This window comes from Steroidobacter sp. (assembly GCF_036402275.1).
Taxonomy (GTDB): domain Bacteria; phylum Pseudomonadota; class Gammaproteobacteria; order Steroidobacterales; family Steroidobacteraceae; genus Steroidobacter.
The window spans coordinates 111365-127684 of record NZ_DASWTF010000005.1; the positions used below are offsets into that span (position 1 = coordinate 111365).

The 16320-nt window shown below is 63.0% G+C and carries 12 protein-coding genes; 6 read left to right on the forward strand and 6 right to left on the reverse strand.

Going from position 1 to position 16320, the window contains the following annotated elements; all coding sequences use genetic code 11:
- Positions 1 to 12: 12 nt before the first annotated feature.
- The 4 genes from der (at position 13) to VGD45_RS02115 (ending at position 4506) form a co-directional block, all read left to right on the forward strand.
- Positions 13 to 1407 carry a ribosome biogenesis GTPase Der gene (gene der / locus VGD45_RS02100; RefSeq protein ID WP_331153608.1) on the forward strand — a complete coding sequence of 465 codons (1395 nt, stop codon included), beginning with the start codon at positions 13 to 15 and terminating at the stop codon, positions 1405 to 1407.
- A gap of 228 nt (positions 1408 to 1635) precedes the next feature.
- The gene (gene metX / locus VGD45_RS02105) at positions 1636 to 2748 is read left to right on the forward strand and encodes a homoserine O-acetyltransferase MetX (protein WP_331153609.1); all 1113 of its coding nucleotides are present in this window, start codon (positions 1636 to 1638) and stop codon (positions 2746 to 2748) included.
- A 520-nt stretch (positions 2749 to 3268) separates the two neighbouring features.
- Positions 3269 to 3775, forward strand: a complete 507-nt coding sequence (ilvN, locus tag VGD45_RS02110; RefSeq protein WP_331153610.1) for an acetolactate synthase small subunit — start codon at positions 3269 to 3271, stop codon at positions 3773 to 3775.
- A gap of 122 nt (positions 3776 to 3897) precedes the next feature.
- Entirely contained in the window at positions 3898 to 4506 is a 609-nt protein-coding gene (locus tag VGD45_RS02115; RefSeq protein WP_331153611.1) for a glutathione S-transferase family protein, read from the forward strand.
- Here VGD45_RS02115 and VGD45_RS02120 read toward each other — a convergent pair.
- The gene (locus tag VGD45_RS02120; protein WP_331153612.1) at positions 4503 to 5474 is read right to left on the reverse strand and encodes a quinone oxidoreductase; all 972 of its coding nucleotides are present in this window, start codon (positions 5472 to 5474) and stop codon (positions 4503 to 4505) included. The two genes, VGD45_RS02115 and VGD45_RS02120, sit on opposite strands and share 4 nt — an antisense overlap.
- Before the next feature lie 76 nt (positions 5475 to 5550).
- Complete coding sequence (locus VGD45_RS02125; protein ID WP_331067962.1) at positions 5551 to 5889, reverse strand: P-II family nitrogen regulator; 339 nt, start codon at positions 5887 to 5889, stop codon at positions 5551 to 5553.
- A gap of 561 nt (positions 5890 to 6450) precedes the next feature.
- Between VGD45_RS02125 and VGD45_RS02130 the strand changes: the two genes are divergently transcribed.
- Positions 6451 to 8475 carry a M12 family metallo-peptidase gene (locus VGD45_RS02130; protein WP_331153613.1) on the forward strand — a complete coding sequence of 675 codons (2025 nt, stop codon included), beginning with the start codon at positions 6451 to 6453 and terminating at the stop codon, positions 8473 to 8475.
- A gap of 174 nt (positions 8476 to 8649) precedes the next feature.
- Positions 8650 to 9576, forward strand: a complete 927-nt coding sequence (locus tag VGD45_RS02135; RefSeq protein WP_331153614.1) for a DnaJ C-terminal domain-containing protein — start codon at positions 8650 to 8652, stop codon at positions 9574 to 9576.
- A gap of 88 nt (positions 9577 to 9664) precedes the next feature.
- Here VGD45_RS02135 and VGD45_RS02140 read toward each other — a convergent pair whose 3' ends face one another.
- The 4 genes from VGD45_RS02140 to VGD45_RS02155 all read right to left on the reverse strand — a co-directional run bounded on the left by VGD45_RS02140 (position 9665) and on the right by VGD45_RS02155 (position 16140).
- On the reverse strand, positions 9665 to 10051 hold the full coding sequence (locus VGD45_RS02140) for a response regulator (RefSeq protein WP_331153615.1): 387 nt from the start codon (positions 10049 to 10051) through the stop codon (positions 9665 to 9667).
- A 312-nt stretch (positions 10052 to 10363) separates the two neighbouring features.
- The gene (fixJ, locus tag VGD45_RS02145) at positions 10364 to 10993 is read right to left on the reverse strand and encodes a response regulator FixJ (RefSeq protein WP_331153616.1); all 630 of its coding nucleotides are present in this window, start codon (positions 10991 to 10993) and stop codon (positions 10364 to 10366) included.
- On the reverse strand, positions 10990 to 12543 hold the full coding sequence (locus VGD45_RS02150; RefSeq protein ID WP_331153617.1) for a PAS domain S-box protein: 1554 nt from the start codon (positions 12541 to 12543) through the stop codon (positions 10990 to 10992). The genes fixJ and VGD45_RS02150 overlap by 4 nt, the downstream gene beginning before the upstream one ends.
- A gap of 126 nt (positions 12544 to 12669) precedes the next feature.
- A complete protein-coding gene (locus VGD45_RS02155) occupies positions 12670 to 16140 on the reverse strand; it encodes a pyruvate carboxylase (RefSeq protein ID WP_331153618.1) in 3471 nt (1156 codons plus the stop codon).
- Positions 16141 to 16320: the final 180 nt, after the last annotated feature.

The following is a 16320-nucleotide window of genomic DNA, read 5'->3' on the forward strand; positions in this document are numbered from 1 at the left end:
GTCATTCCCATCATGCTGCCTGTCATTGCTCTGGTCGGTCGCCCCAACGTCGGCAAGTCGACGTTGTTCAACTTCCTGACGCGCACTCGCGACGCGCTGGTCGCGGATATGCCCGGTCTGACCCGCGACCGTAACTACGGCTACGGCAAGGTCGGTTCGATTCCCTATGTGGTGGTCGATACCGGCGGTCTGGTCGTCGACGCTCGCGGCGTCGAGCAGCAGATGGTCAAGCAGGCGTTGCGTGCGGTGGAGGAGGCCGACCGAGTTTTGTTTCTGGTCGATTCGCGCGCTGGCGTCACGCCCGACGATCACTACATCGCGCAGACGCTTCGCAAGCTCAACAAGAAAGTGTTTTTGTTGGCGAACAAGGCGGAAGGCGTCGACTCGGCCACGGCCGGTGCGGATTTTTATGCGCTCGGGTTAGGCGAGCCGCATGCAATCTCCGCCGCGCATGGCGACGGCGTGAAGGCGTTGATGGATGAGGCGTTGGAAGGCATCGAGCTGGCGGAAGGCGCGGCTGCCGCGGGTGGTCAGGACGATATTCGCGTCGCTGTCATCGGACGGCCCAACGTCGGCAAGTCCACGCTCATCAATCGTTTGCTCGGGGAAGAACGTTTGATTTCGTTCGATCAGCCCGGCACTACGCGTGACGCGGTGTTCGTGCCGTTCGAGCGCGACGGCCATAACTACATGTTGATCGATACCGCCGGCGTGCGCCGTCGCGCGCGCGTCGAGGAAGCGATTGAGAAGTTCAGCGTCATCAAGGCGCTGCAGGCGGTGGATTCTGCGAACGTCGTCATCGGCGTGATCGACGCGCACGATGCCGTTACCGAACAGGATGCGAGTTTGTTCGGCATGGTCGCAGAGCGAGGGCGTGCGCTGTTGATCGCCGTCAACAAGTGGGACGGCATTCCTTCCGACAAGCGCGACGAGATTCGCGCCGGTTTGGATTTGCGCCTGCCGTTCTTGGATTTCGCGCCGGTGCATTTCATTTCAGCTCTGCACGGCACTGGCGTGGGCGAGCTGATGCGCGGCGTGAAGCATGCATTCGACGCTTCGATGCGCGAGATGGCGACACCTGAGCTGACTCGCGTGCTGGAGACGGCCATGATGCAGCACCAGCCGCCGTTGGTCCGCGGCCGTCGCATCAAACTGCGCTACGCCCACCAGGGCGGCCGCAACCCGCCCATCATCGTGGTCCACGGCAACCAGATCCAACACATCCCGGACGCCTACAAGCGCTACCTGGCCAACGTGTTCCGCAAGAACTTCCGCCTCGAAGGCACGCCCGTGCGCATGGAATTCCGCACCGACGAAAACCCCTTCAAAGGCAAACGCAATCCTCTGACCCCCCGCCAACGCCGCTCGCGCCAGCGGCTGATGAAGCGGGTGAAAAAGAAAGGCTGAAGCCGGTCCCGGCCGCTGGAGTTACCAGCGATGCTTTCCGGATCCGACCCTGGAAAAAAATAAAAACCCCTTCCCCTCCCGTGCACGGGAGGGGCGGGGTGGGTCTTCCGGCCAGTTGGCAGACCCAGTGGGGCATTTGCATATAGCAGCCAGCAATGTTGGACTGCCGCAGCTAGGTATTACACTCCCGGTGACACTCCGGTCCTGAACAGGCTCACACCGTACCTCATGGCTTCAGCACGCAAACTTCTCAAGCTCGACCGCCCGTTCCCCATGCGGCGCGGTGGCGCGCTGCAGAATGTGCAGATCGCTTACGAGACCTGGGGCGACCTGAATTTCTGCAACGACAACGCCATCCTGATCTTTACGGGGCTGTCGCCCTCGGCCCACGCTGCATCATCGACCGAGGATCCCGCGCCGGGCTGGTGGGAAGACATGATCGGCCCGGGCCGTCCCATCGACACTCGCCGTTTCTTCGTGATCTGCGTGAACTCGCTCGGCAGTCCGTTCGGCTCGACGTCGCCGGCATCGATCAATCCCGCGACCGGACAGTGTTATCGACTGACATTCCCGGTCCTGACCGTCGAGGACATCGCACGCGCCGGCCATGAAGTCGTCGCATCGCTCGGGATCAAGAAGCTCGCCGCCGTCGTGGGCCCGTCGCTCGGCGGCATGACGGTGTTGGCGTACTGCGCCTTGTTTCCAGAAGGAGCTCGAGCGCTGGTCTCCATCTCGTCCGCCGCTCGCTCCACACCGTTCGCCATCGCCTTGCGCTCTCTCCAGCGTGAGATGATTCGTCGCGATTCAGCCTGGCTGGACGGCAACTATCCGCCCGATGCGATTCCAGTGCAGGGGATGCGCCTCGCCCGCAAGCTCGGCATGATCACTTATCGCTCGGCAAAAGAATGGCTGCAGCGTTTCGGCCGCGAACGCGCCAACGCCGAACGCAAACCCGGCGATCCGTTCGGCATCGACTTCGAAGTCGAGTCGTACCTGGAGAACCACGCCGTCAAGTTCATCGGCCAGTTCGACCCGAACTGCTATTTGTATATTTCACGCGCCATGGATTTGTTCGACCTCGCCGACCACGGCGGCTCAGTCGCCGAAGCCCTGCGCCGCTTCACCGTCGAGCGCGCCCTCATCATCGGCGTGGAAACAGATCTGTTGTTCCCCATCGAACAACAACAGGAACTCGCCGACGGCCTCAGCAACGGCACCCGCACCGTCCAATTCGCCCGCCTGCCGTCCATCCAGGGCCACGACTCCTTCCTCGTCGACATGGACCGCTTCCGCCCCGTCGTCGCCGACTTCCTCGCCGACCTGAAGCTCGCCAATCCCTGATTTCGTAGGCTGGAAGACCCATCCCCTAATCCCCTCCCGTGAACGGGAGGGGAACTAGATTTCTATGTATTTGTGCTCGCCTGCGGCGAGCACGCGCCAGCTCGGAAACTCGCTGCGGCGAGCTGGCTGCAATATGCCACATACGTTGAAGGCGTCGTTCGAGGTGACCTTCCTTCTTCCGGCAGTGTCGAGAAAGAGGGACCTTTTCGGCACAGTGCGCCCAGGGACGGGACCCGGCGGCACGCGCGATAGCGCGGGCAAGGGGGAGCACGGTGCCGGAAGGAGGGAGGTCACCTCGGACGGCGCGAACCACCGGCGCCTCTTCCTCCGAACACAGCCCGCCGCAGGCGAAAAAGGTGGGGCTTCCGCCGGCCGGGGCAACAGTCACGCTAGGCGCACCGCCCCTCGTCCCGTATGCTCTCCGGCCCTTTCGCCAGCGACAGCGGCGCGACCGATGACCACAATAGTGACGCCTCAATCCGGGGCCTGGACCACACCCGCGACCGCCCGAGGACCCGCGATGAGCACCCGCAAGCGCCACATCGTTTCCATCCTGTTACAGAACGAAGTCGGCGCGCTCACGCGTGTCGCCAGTCTGTTCTCCACGCGCGGCTACAACATCGAGTCGTTGAATGTCGCGCCCACCGAAGATCCGACGGTGTCGCGGTTGACGCTGGTGACCACCGGCACCGAAGCGGTGGTTCAGCAAATCGTCAATCAGTCGCTCAAGCTCATCGACGTAGTGAACGTCGACGACGTGACGCGCGATCAGCACGTCGAACGCGAGCTGTTGTTACTGAAGTTGCGCGTGTCGGGCTCGCAGCTCGCCGCCGTGAACTCCGCTGTGCAAAAGGCGGGCGGAAAAGTCTTGTCGGATGACGCGGAAAGCTATACCGTCGAACTCACCGATAGTGAAGCGCAGATCAACAGGTTCATCGCCGAAGCGGGGAATCTCGGCGAAGTTCTGGAGGTCGTGCGCAGCGGTGCACTGGCGATGTTGCGAGGAGCGACCACGCTCCGCGCCTGATCGGCTGGCGATCGAGTTCTCTGCAAACATCACGGGGCAGGATGTTTCGCAGGACGCGCTCAATTCTTTGAACGTGTACCTGGAAACCTGGACCTGCGGACGATGATGCTTTGGGAGAGATGATGTACCGCCTGTATGATTATCTGCCTTCGGGCAACGGCTACAAAGTGCGCCTGGTGCTCAAGCAGCTGGCGCTGCCGTACGAGCTGATCCAGCTCGATATCAAAGTCGGCGCGACCCGCACTCCCGAATTCCTGGCGAAAAATCCCAACGGCCGCATCCCGGTGCTGGAGATCCCCGAGAAGGGCTACCTCTCCGAGAGCCACGCCATCATTTCGTATCTGGCGGAAGGCACTCAGCTGATTCCCGATGATGCGTATCAGCGCGCCCGCATGTGGCAATGGATGTGCTTCGAGCAATACAACCTCGAGCCCAACATCGGCACGGTGCGCTTCTGGCTGAAAATGCTGGGCAAGACCCGCGCAGAATTGGGCGAGAAGCTCATCGAGAAGAAAAAAATCGGCTACGCCGCGCTCGACGTTCTCGAAGACGGACTGCGCGAACGCACGTTCCTGGTCGCCGATCAGTTCACGCTGGCGGACATCGCGCTGTACGCGTACACGCATGTCGCGCACGAAGGCGGCTTCGATCTCGCGCCTTATCCAAACATTCGTGGCTGGTGCGACCGCGTGTCCTCGCAGCCGCATTGGGCGCCCATTACTTCGACTTAGGGCAGTAACACCGTCGAGCCCGTCGTGCGGCGGGCTTCGAGGTCGGCGTGCGCACGCGACGCTTCCTTGAGCGGATACGTCTGACCGATCTGCACTTTGATCACGCCGCTTCCCATCAGATCGAACAACTCCCCCGCGGCGCGCGCCAGAGCTGGACGTGTCCCAGTGAAATGAAACGCCGTGGGTCGCGTGAGATACAGCGAGCCGCGCTTCGACAATTCCAACGGCGAAATCGCGGGCGGCGCACCTGAAGCGTTGCCGTAACTCACCATCAGGCCGCGCGGTCGCAACGTATCCAGCGAGCGCATGAAGGTATCTTTGCCGACTGAGTCATACGCCACCGCCACACCTCGACCGCCAGTGATTGCCTTGGCCTGCGCCACCCAATCATCGTCGCTCAGCAACGCATGTTGTGCGCCCAACTCGCGCGCCGTATCGGCCTTCGCGGCGGAACCGACAACTGCGATCACGGTCGCGCCGAGATGACGAGCCCACTGCACGAGAATGGATCCGACGCCGCCAGCGGCCGCATGCACTAACAGTGCATCGCCTTTGCGCACTTTGTAGACCTGACGCAGCAGCATGTGCGCCGTCAGGCCTTTGAGCATCGCGGCGGCCGCGGTTCGATCGTCGATCGCATCGGGAATTTTCACGAGCCGATCCGCCGACATGACGCGAGCTTCTGCATACGAGCCGGAACCGCTCGCGGAGTAAGCGACGCGGTCGCCGACTTTCACATGCTTCACACCGGGACCGATGGCTTCGACGACGCCCGCCGCTTCCTTGCCAGGCGTGGCCGGCAGCGGCATCTGATAGAGGCCGTTGCGCTCGTAGACGTCGATGAAATTGAGGCCGACGGCGGCATGGCGCAGTCGGACCTGGTCGCGCGCGGGCTCGCCCAACTCGATGGATTCCCAACGCAGCACGTCGGGGCCGCCCGTTTCATGGAAGCGAATGATGCCAGTCATGCGCGGATTGTAACCGCGTAGCGGCATGCAAAGGTGCAGGCGGCGAACGAACGCCGCCTGGCATCACGCGCGTCGGTTACAGCGCTTGATCGTCGGCTTCGCCGGTGCGGATGCGCAGCACGCGCTCCAGATCGGTGATGAAGATCTTGCCGTCGCCCACTTTGCCGGTCTTGGCGGCGCCGATGATGGCCTCGACCACCTGATCGACCAGCGAATCCTTCACCGCCACTTCGATGCGGGTCTTGGGAACGAAATCCACGACGTACTCCGCGCCGCGATAGAGCTCGGTATGACCGCGCTGCCGGCCGAAGCCTTTGACCTCGGTGACTGTCATGCCGGACACGCCGATTTCCGACAACGCGGCACGAACGTCGTCGAGCTTGAACGGCTTGATGATTGCGCTGATGAGTTTCATTCCCCGTGGCTCCTGTCTCGATTGCGCTACCCCGACCTGGTCATCCGCGTTCACGCGCGAGGTCGGGAGTTTGGGTTTTTCATTTCCGCTTGGGTTGCATGGCGTGGCCAGACTACCTTGCACACCGCGGCGAGGGTTTGCAATGCACGTTCTATGCCGCGCGCCCCGGCCCGGCGTGACCGCTGGCTGTCAGCTTACCAGCAGCCTGCCGGTAAAAAACCGATCGATCTCGCACCAGTTTGGCGCGCGACCCGATCCGGCCGCGCGCGTTTGGTGCGACCGGAAGGCTGTGCGAGAGCACAGCCGAGGGAATCCCGCGAGACGACCGGAAGGCTGTGCGCGAGCACAGCCGAGGGAATCCCGCGAGACGACCGGAAGGCTGTGCGAGTGCACGGCCGAGGGAATCCCGCGGGACGGCTGGCACGTGACCCACATCGCGTCCCCGGCAAGCCGGTCCATCAGTTCTGTTGCCGGCGGCGCGCTCCTGTGCGAAAAGGGGCGCCGGCATTTTGAGAGCAGGTCAGATCAAAGATGGAGGGCGGCACGCGTAACGGCGCATCCATGTTCAGCGGGTACTGGTTGGCCGCAATCGCTCTCGGCAGTGTGACCGGCTCCGCAATCGGCGCCGACCACGGCGACTCCCGGATTCTATATTTCGAGCCTCTGCAGCTCGCCCCTGCCTCCAGCCCCGGTCAGCAAAAGTCAGCGCGCTCGCGCGAGCTTCAGTTCGACGCCTACGGCCGGCGCTTCACTTTGACGCTGGAGCCCAACGACAAGCTGTCGCCGCTACTGCAATCCGATTCGAGCAGTTCCGACATCGAGCTCTACCGTGGTCAGATCAACGGCGTGTCCCAGTCATGGGCGCGCATCTCGATCTCCCAGGGCAAGTATCAAGGCATGGTTTGGGATGGCGCCGAGCTCTACGTGATCGAGCCGGTCGCCGAGTTGCGCTCCGCCCTCCCGGCGAACGCCAAAGTGGATGCGACCGCAACCGCCATTTTCCGTCTGAAAGATGTGGAGATGACGCCGGGCGCTGCTTCGTGCGGGACCGACACGAAGGCGAGCTCACTCAAAGCCGCGGACGCCTATAGCTCGATGGTGAACGAGCTCAAGAACACGCCCGCCATCATGGAAGCGGCCGGTGCGACCCGCCGCCTGGAAATTTCAGTGCTGGGCGACAGCTTGCTCATGAGTCGCTTCGGCACCGAGGCCGAGACGCGCGACAAGATCCTGCAGCGACTCAATAACGTCGATGGCATCTACAGCTCGCAACTCGGCGTGGAGATCAGCGTGCCGAGCATCGACATCGCGGACTCGCTGTCGAGCACGACGGTCCCGACATCGCTGCTCACCGAGCTGGCCAACCTGCGCCGACAGTCGCCAAACCTCTACGTGCGCGGCTTGACGCACATGTTCACCGGCCGCGATCTCGACGGATCCACAGTCGGGATCGCCTACATGAGCTCCGTGTGTGACCGCCAATATGGCGCGGGCCTGACCCAAGCCGGTAGTCCGAGCGTGTGGACCGAGTCGCTGATCACGGCCCACGAGATCGGCCACAACTTCGGCGCGCCCCACGATGGCGATCCCGAGGGCGCTTGCGCGAGCACGCCGACCGGACTGTTCCTGATGTCCTCCAGCATCAACGGCAACGACAAGTTCTCGTTGTGCAGCCTGAGCATCATTCAGCCGAAGGCGGACAGTGCGAGTTGCATCACCGCGCTGTCGAACGCCGACATCGCAGTGGACGCCAGCCTGGGCTCGGCGCGCCGGCCCGTGAATAGCCCGTTCGCTTGGGAGCTGACAGTACGCAATGCTGGCGGCCTCGCGACAAGCGACACGCGCGCGGAAATCACGTTGCCCGCGGCGCTCATAATCGAAGAAGCATTCGTGAGCGGCGGCACGTGCACGAGTGGCGCCGGGAGAGTCATGTGCGACCTTGGCGCCATCGCCGGCGGAAGTTCGGCTGCAGTCGAGCTCACTCTGCGGAGCGCGGTCGCGGCGTCGTATCCGATCTCCGTCGACGTGAGCGCATCCAACGAAAGCAACCTTGCCAACAATCACGGCGAGGGCACGATCGACACCGAAGTTCCAGTGAATCTGGGAGTGAGCCTGCAGGCGCCGACCTCCACCGCGGCAGGTGCGGCCTTCAATGCGATGCTCTCCGCCACGAATTCCTCGGACACCACGGCCGGCTCGGTGACGCTCACGTTGACGTTGCCGAGTGGAGTCACGGCATCCAGTGCGACGCTCGTTGGCGGCAGCTGCTCGATGGGAACCGGCGCCGTGACATGCTCGTTGCCCTCTCTCGCTGGGGGCGCAAGCGCGACCGGAAACGTGGGCCTCACTGCCAGCACGGTCGGAAGCGCGGAATTGCGAGCTCACATCGGCAGCGACCGGCTGGATATGGTGCCGGCCAACGACACCGCGTCCGCTACGGTCAGCGTAACCACTGCGGCGGTGACCACTTCGCAGTCGCGCTCCGGCGGCGGTGGCGGCGGCATGGGCACCGGCCTGCTGACCCTGCTGCTCGGCGCGCTGGGCCTGAAACTTCAGCGGCGGCACAGACCTGCAGGCGCCCGCTGACGCTTGAAAGCGCGGTTGTAAGCGCCATCTACGACGCCATGCACGCGGAATCCGTGTCTCCGGCCAGCCACAAGCTGGTTCCGGGCCACCGACCGCGTAAATTGCTCAACATCAGTCGCTAGCAACCTGCCCGGCGCGTGTCTCACGGGCCTGGGCGCGAGGTGTCATTTCGCCGTGCCTGAATACAAGGACTACTACAAGATCATGGGCGTCGCCCGCGACGTCGGCCAAGACGAGCTGAAGCGCGTCTATCGCCGGCTCGCGCGCAAATACCATCCGGACGTGAGCAAGGAAAAGGACGCCGAAGCCCGCTTCAAGGAAGTGCAGGAGGCCTACGAGGTCCTGAAGGATCCGCAGAAGCGCGCCGCGTACGATCAGCTGGGCAGCAACTGGCGTCAGGGCCAGGAATTCCGCCCGCCGCCGGATTGGGGTCAGAACTTCGAGTTCTCCACCGCGTTCGGCGACCAGGAAGGCGGCTTCAGCGATTTCTTCTCGTCATTGTTCGGCGGCGCTGCCCGAGGCGGCCGCGCGCGCGGCGGCGGCGGTGGCCGAGGCTTCGCGATGGCCGGCGACGATCAAGTCGCGTCCATCGAGATCGATCTCGAGGACTCGTTCCGCGGCGGCACGCAGACCATCGAGCTGAAGAGCCCGCAGACCGGGCCGCGCACTTTGAAGATCACGATACCCCAGGGCATCGTCGAAGGTCAGCGCATTCGTCTCGCGGGGCAGGGCAGTCCCGGTCACGGTGGCGGACCTTCGGGAGATCTGTATCTCGAAGTGCGCTTCCGCAAACACAAGTTGTTTCAAGTGGACGGTCGCGATGTGACTTTGACGCTGCCGGTCGCGCCATGGGAAGCGGCGCTCGGCGCGACGGTCGCCACGCCGACGCTGGCCGGAACGGTGGACCTGCGTATTCCTGCCAATGCGAAAGCGGGACAACGCATGCGGCTCAAAGGCCGCGGCTTGCCAGGCGCGACGCCTGGCGATCAGTACGTAGTGTTGAAGATCGTATTGCCGCCCGCCGATTCGGCGAAAGCGCGCGAGCTGTACGAACAGATGCAGCGTGAGTTGCCGTTCGATCCACGAGCGGAGCTGCAGTAAACATCCGCAGGTCGATCGGCGCGAGAAGACCGATCAATGGCAACCCATTGCACACACCCCGCCGAAGGCGGGGTGTTTACTTCCGGTTTCAATGTGCGTGCTGTGAATGATCGAGCAAGTAGGCGACGCGACGCACGATGGAAAAATCCACGTGCGTCTTTTCGATAAAGTCCACCGCCCCCTCGCGCATGGCCGCCACCGCGGCGCGCACATCCGCATCTTCTCCCAACAAAATCACCGGCGTCGACGCGTGTTTCGCGCGCAGCTGCTTCAACAGATCCAGACCCGACATGCCGGGCAACGTCATGTCGGTGATCAGGCAACCGCCGTGAATTCCGTTGGGCGACGCTAAATAGCTTTCAGCGCTGTCGTAATCCTGAACATCCGCGTTCAGCTTACTCAACAAGGAACAAAGCATTCGGCGGTCCGTTGCGTCGGCTTCGATCACTGCAACGATGGGGCGGGAGTACGACACAACAGAGAAAGAATCGTTTGCGCTGAGATCTTCAAAAAAGCGGCCACGGCCACTGTACCGGGAAAGCCCGAGCCGCAGGGAGGATTGGGGGCGGTGGACTCGCCTGTGGGCCGTGGTCGCATGCTGTTATCTTGGCCGACCGCCACCGACGAAAAAGTCGCACTTGTACTTAAGGAAGGCAGCGTCGCTGAACGCTGCGCTCACCGTGTTTTTAAAGTGTTTTTCATGAAGCGCCGTCGCCCACTAGCGACGAGCCGCAAGCATCTGTCACGCCAGCAAAATCATATCTCCCACACGCGCCGATGCGCGGCCTCACACTTGCCCGACTTCGAGCACCATGCGCACCAGATGCGCGAGCGACGACGCCTGCATCTTCTCCATCACGCGCGCCCGGTGGATTTCCACGGTGCGTTGACTGAGCTTGAGATCGCCGGCGATCACTTTATTGGCTTTCCCGTGCACGACCAGATCGAGCACTTCGCGCTCACGCGGCGTCAGTGTTTCTAATCGGCGGCGAATGTCGTTGCGCTCGCCGAGCGCGGCGCGGTTGCTCGTGTCTTTCTCGAGCGCCTGGTTGATGCGGTCGATCAGATCCTGATCTCTGAACGGCTTCTGAATGAAATCGACCGCGCCGGCCTGCATGGCCTCGACCGCCATCGGTACATCGCCGTGTCCAGTGATGAAAATGATCGGCAATATCGAATGTTTTTCATTCAGCTTCTGTTGCAGCTCCAGACCGGACATGCCCGGCATGCGGATGTCCAGCACCAGACAGCCCGGCCGGTCTTCGCTGTACGACTCCAGGAATTCGGAGCCCGCGCCGTACGTCTCCACCGATTGCCCGACCGACCGAAGCAGCAGCTTCAGCGCGTCGCGCACCGCAGAGTCGTCGTCGACGACGAAAATCGTGGGCCGCTGATTGGTGACGCTAGCTCTCATCATTGCTGACTCCCTGCTGACGCCGGCACAGCCGGCAGTGTGAAAAAGAATCGCGCTCCGCCGCCGGGATTGGCGCTGCACCACAGCTTGCCGCCGTGAGCGCGAACAATGGACCGGCTGATCGACAGGCCGAGTCCGGTGCCACCGGGTTTGGTGGTGAAAAACGGATTGAACAGCTCGGCCATGGCCGCCGGATCGACGCCCGTGCCGCGATCGGCGACCATGAATTCGACATCGCCTTCGCTGTCCACCGTGGTTCGCAACAGAATCTCACGGCGCACTTCGGGCACCGTCAGCATCGCGTCGATGCTGTTGCGAACCAGATTCAGCACCACTTGTTGAATTTGTACCGCATCCGCCTGCACCTGCGGCGATTGAGGCGAGGGCTCGAGCACGAGCCGCACGCCGTTGTGTCGCGCATCGGTCTGCGCGAGCGTGACCACGTCGTCGAGCAGTCGATTTGCCTCGATCAACTCTCGCCGCACCTCTCTGTTTTTGACGAACGTGCGCAACCTGCGAATCACTTCGCCCGCGCGCAGCGCCTGCGCGCCGATGTGATTGAGCGCCGCTTCCACTTCTTCCTGCGAGAAATCGTTGGCGGCGATCAATCGCTGGCAAGCCTGCGCATACGTCGCGATTGCCGTCAGTGGCTGATTTACTTCGTGCGCGATGCCGGCTGCCATTTCACCCATGGTGGATATACGTCCGAAGTGCGCGATACGGTCCTGCATCTGTCGCGCTTCGTCTTCGGCACGGCGCCGATCCGTAATGTCGTGCAATGTTCCCACCTGTCGGAGCACCCTCCCGTCGGGCCGCCTCGTTGTCTGTGCAATGTGATGCACGTACCGGAGCGAGCCATCGGGATGGATGACGCGATACTCGATGTCCATGGAGCGCGCGCTGGTCTCGAGCTCGTCGCGCGCTGCCTGCCAGCGCGCGCGATCCGCCGGATGCACCATCGGCTCCAGATATTCGTAGACGCCTATATACGGTTCGCCATAGCGTCGCCCCAACACTCGATACAAGTGGGGCGACCAGTAGTCCTCGAACTTGCCGTCCGCATGCACGACATAGTTGCCGAGGTTGGCGATCTCCTGCGCGATGGTCAGCTGCGCCTCGCTGCGACGGAGCGCCTCCTCCGCATTCCGGCGCACGGTGATGTCGCGAATGAAGCCGACGAATCGCGGCGGGTCCGTGCCCTGCACGCGGCCGACCGCGAGCTCGGCGGAGAACTCGCTGCCGTCGCGACGCTTGGCCAACAGCTCACGGCCGATGCCGATGATGCGCGGCTCGCCCGCTTCGATGTAATGACGCAGATAATCGTCGTGCTGGGAGCGGTACGGCTCGGGCAACAGGATGTTCACCTTGAGCCCGATGACCTCCTGTTCGTTGTAGCCGAACATGCGCTCGCCGGCATGGTTCAGCAGCTCGATGCGGCCCTCGTGATCGAACAGCACCACGGCGTCGACGGCAGCGTCCAGAACCGCCTGGAATTCCCGCTCCAGCCTGTGTGCGCGCTCTTCTTGGGGCTCGGCGACTCGCAGTAAGGTCATAACGCCGATCTAACCACGCATGGCAGCAGCCGTGGAAGTAGTGGCTGCCGCGATAGCTTCCGCGTGGAGATCGAAGTCGGGCCTGGGGGCCGGCTGCGGCGGCCCCTCTGGACTCAGTACAAGAGGCTAAGCGAGCACGACCAGCAGGTCTTTCGCGTCGACCGTCTCGCCCGGCTTGGTGACGATCTCGCCGATGGTCGCGTCGCGGTCCGAGCGGACCGATGTTTCCATTTTCATGGCTTCGATGGTGAGCAGGACGTCGCCTCGCTTCACCTTGTCGCCCTGCCGGACAGCGACCGTCGCGACCGTGCCGGGCATGGGCGCGCCGACATGGTTGGCGTCGGCGGGTTCAGCCTTGCGACGGGGAGGCTTGAGAGCGACCTGGCTTCGGTCGGGCACTTTGACCGAGCGTGGCTGGCCGTTGAGCTCGAAGAACACGGTGCGCGTGCCGTCTTCGTGAACATCGCTCACCGCGACGAAGCGCACGATGAGGGACTTGCCGCGATCGATGTCGACGGTCACTTCCGCGCCCGGTTCCATGCCGTAGAAGAACAGCGGCGTGGGCAGCACGCTGACGCGGCCATAGTCGAGCCGGTTGCGCATGTAGTCGAGGAACACCTTCGGATACATCAGGTACGAAGCGAATTCCTCGTCCGTGATCTCGCGCCAGGTCTTGCTCTGCGCCTCTTCGCGCGCCTTGTCGAGATCGATGGGCGCCAGCACTTCGCCCGGACGCCCCGTCATGGCGGACGAGCCCTTGAGCACCTTTTCTTGGAGCGCCGACGGGAAGCCACCATAAGGTTGGCCAAGGTCGCCGCGGAATAACGAGACCACCGATTCCGGGAACGCGATCTCGGTGTTCGGATCGAGCACCTGCTCCGGTGTGAGATTGCTCGTGACCATCATGATCGCCATGTCGCCGACGACCTTGGAGGTCGGCGTGACCTTGACGATGTCACCAAACATCTCGTTCACCTTGGCGTACGCGCGCGCCACTTCCGGCCAGCGAACGTCGTCGATGCCGAGCGAGCGCGCTTGCTCGCGAAGGTTGGTGAACTGTCCTCCCGGCATGCCATGGACATACACCTCGGACGCACCCGAACGCAGATCGCTCTCGAACGCGCTGTAACAGTGACGCACCTGTTCCCAGTAGCCGGACAGCACTCGCAGATTTTCCGGATCGAGGCCCGACTCACGCGGACCATGCCGCAAGGCCTCGACGATGGAGCCGAGATTGGGCTGCGACGTGAGCCCACTCATGGAATCGAGCGCACCGTCGACAGCGTCGGCGCCCGCATCCACCGCGGCAAGCACGCTCGCGGCAGCGATGCCGCTCGTGTCATGTGTATGGAAATGCACGGGCAAGCCGATCTCTTCCTTCAACGCTTTGACCAGCGTGTAAGCCGCTCGCGGCTGGCACAGACCCGCCATGTCCTTGATGCCGAGAATGTGCGCGCCCGCGGCCTTCAAGTCGCGAGCCATCGACAGGTAATACTTCAGGTCGTACTTGGTGTGCTGCGGATCGGACAGGTTGCCCGTGTAGCAAATCGCAGCTTCGCAGAGCGCACCCGATTCGCGGACCGCGTCGATCGCGACACGCATGTTCTCGACCCAGTTCAGCGAGTCGAACACACGGAACAAGTCGATACCCGACTCCGCGGCCTGCTTGACGAAGTAGCGCACGACATTGTCGGGGTAGTTGGTGTAGCCGACGGCGTTCGCCGAACGCAGTAGCATCTGCAGCAGCAGATTCGGCATGGCCCGACGGAATTCCTGCAACCGTTCCCACGGGCACTCGTTGAGGAAGCGCATGGCGACGTCGAACGTCGCCCCGCCCCAGCACTCCACCGAGAATAGATTTGGCAGCAAGCTCGCGTAATAGGGCGCGATGGCCTTCATGTCATAGGTGCGGAAGCGCGTCGCCAGCAACGACTGATGCGCATCGCGCATGGTCGTATCGGTGAGCAGCACCTGCTTCTGTTCCAGCATCCACTGCGCGAACTTGTCCGGACCCAGCTCGGTCAGCTTTTGCTTGGTGCCCGGCGCTGGCGCAGGCAAATCGATCTTCGGCAGCTTCGGCGCAACCAGGCGCTGTGGACGCGGCCGCGACTTCACTTCCGGATTGCCGTTCACGACCACGTCGCCGATGAAGTTCAACAAGCGTGACGCGCGATCTTTCTTGCGCGGGAAGCGGAACAGCTCCGGCGTTTGATCGATGAACTTGGTCGTGTACTCCGCCGACGCGAACTGCGGATGCAGGATCAGCTGATCGAGGAAGCGCAGATTGGTCACGACGCCACGCACGCGGAACTCCCACAACGCGCGGTGCATGCGAGCGATGGTTTCGGCGGGAGTCGGCGACCACGCCGTCACCTTCACCAGCAGGGAATCGTACGAGCGGGTGATGATCGCACCCGAGTACGCAGTGCCTGCATCGAGACGAATGCCGAAGCCCGCGGGGCTGCGATAGGCCGTGATGCGACCGTAGTCGGGAATGAAATTGTTCTCGGGATCCTCGGTGGTCACGCGACACTGCATTGCGTAGCCGTTGAGGCGAATGTCTTCCTGCTTCGGCACGCCGCTATCGGCATCGCCGATTCGTGCTCCCTCGGCGATCCGGATCTGCGCGCGAACGATGTCGATGCCGGTGACGGCTTCGGTCACCGTGTGCTCCACCTGCACGCGCGGATTGACCTCGATGAAATAGAACTTGCCGCTGTCGGCGTCTTGTAAGAATTCAACAGTGCCGGCGTTGAGATAGCGCACCGCCCGCCCGATCTTGAGCGCTTCGTTGCACAGGGACTCGCGCTGCTCGGCGTTGAAGAACGTGGCGGGCGCGCGCTCGATCACTTTTTGATTGCGACGTTGAACCGTGCAATCACGCTCGAACAGGTGCACGAGGTTGCCGTGAGCGTCGCCGAGCAGCTGCACTTCGATGTGCCGCGCCCGGCGCACCAGCTTTTCGAGATAAACCTCGTCGTTGCCGAACGCCGCCTTGGCTTCGCGCCGCGCGGTGGCCACCATCTCAGGCAGCTCCTTTTCGGTCTCGACGATGCGCATGCCGCGGCCACCGCCACCCCAGCTGGCCTTGAGCATGACTGGGAAACCCACTTCGCGCGCCATGCGCAATGTTTCCGCTTCGTCCCGCGGCAGCGGCGGGGTCGCGGGCATCACCGGCACACCGGCTGAAACGGCAAGGTTGCGCGCCATCACCTTGTTGCCGAGCCGACGCATGATCTCGGGCGTCGGACCGATGAAGATCACACCGGCGGCGGCGCAGGCTTCGGCGAACTCGGGATTTTCCGACAGAAAGCCATAGCCGGGATGGATGGCGTCGACCTTCGCTTCGCGAGCGATGCGCACGATGTCGGCGATGTCCAGGTACGCTTCGACCGGCGTTTTGCCCGCGCCCACCAGGTAGCTCTCGTCCGCCTTCATGCGATGCAACGAGAAGCGGTCTTCCTGCGAGTAGACGGCGACGGTGCGAATCCCGAGCTCGGCCGCGGCGCGCATCACGCGGATGGCGATCTCGCCGCGGTTGGCGATCAGCAGACTTTTGATTCCCTGGCCCGTCGGCCGAGACATGACATGAGGCATGACAACACACTCGCCGCCCGCGCCAGTCGGGCTTGTAATAGTCGGTGGATGGAGCTGCCCCGGAAACTCCAGAAAAGGCAGCGAGATGCATCGATCATAGCCGCACGCCTCGCCCCTGCAAGGCCGAGGCCAATAGGCTTTGGCGATCAAAGTATCGCCAGCGGAGATGACAACGCGAGA

Bases quoted from the DNA above. Each gene is read 5' to 3' on its own strand.
- der (WP_331153608.1), top strand. From the start codon at position 13: ATGCTGCCTGTCATTGCTCTGGTCGGTCGCCCCAACGTCGGCAAGTCG.
- metX (WP_331153609.1), top strand. From the start codon at position 1,636: ATGGCTTCAGCACGCAAACTTCTCAAGCTCGACCGCCCGTTCCCCATG.
- ilvN (WP_331153610.1), top strand. From the start codon at position 3,269: ATGAGCACCCGCAAGCGCCACATCGTTTCCATCCTGTTACAGAACGAA.
- VGD45_RS02115 (WP_331153611.1), top strand. From the start codon at position 3,898: ATGTACCGCCTGTATGATTATCTGCCTTCGGGCAACGGCTACAAAGTG.
- VGD45_RS02120 (WP_331153612.1), bottom strand. From the start codon at position 5,474: ATGACTGGCATCATTCGCTTCCATGAAACGGGCGGCCCCGACGTGCTG.
- VGD45_RS02125 (WP_331067962.1), bottom strand. From the start codon at position 5,889: ATGAAACTCATCAGCGCAATCATCAAGCCGTTCAAGCTCGACGACGTT.
- VGD45_RS02130 (WP_331153613.1), top strand. From the start codon at position 6,451: ATGTTCAGCGGGTACTGGTTGGCCGCAATCGCTCTCGGCAGTGTGACC.
- fixJ (WP_331153616.1), bottom strand. From the start codon at position 10,993: ATGATGAGAGCTAGCGTCACCAATCAGCGGCCCACGATTTTCGTCGTC.
- VGD45_RS02150 (WP_331153617.1), bottom strand. From the start codon at position 12,543: ATGACCTTACTGCGAGTCGCCGAGCCCCAAGAAGAGCGCGCACACAGG.
- VGD45_RS02155 (WP_331153618.1), bottom strand. From the start codon at position 16,140: ATGCCTCATGTCATGTCTCGGCCGACGGGCCAGGGAATCAAAAGTCTG.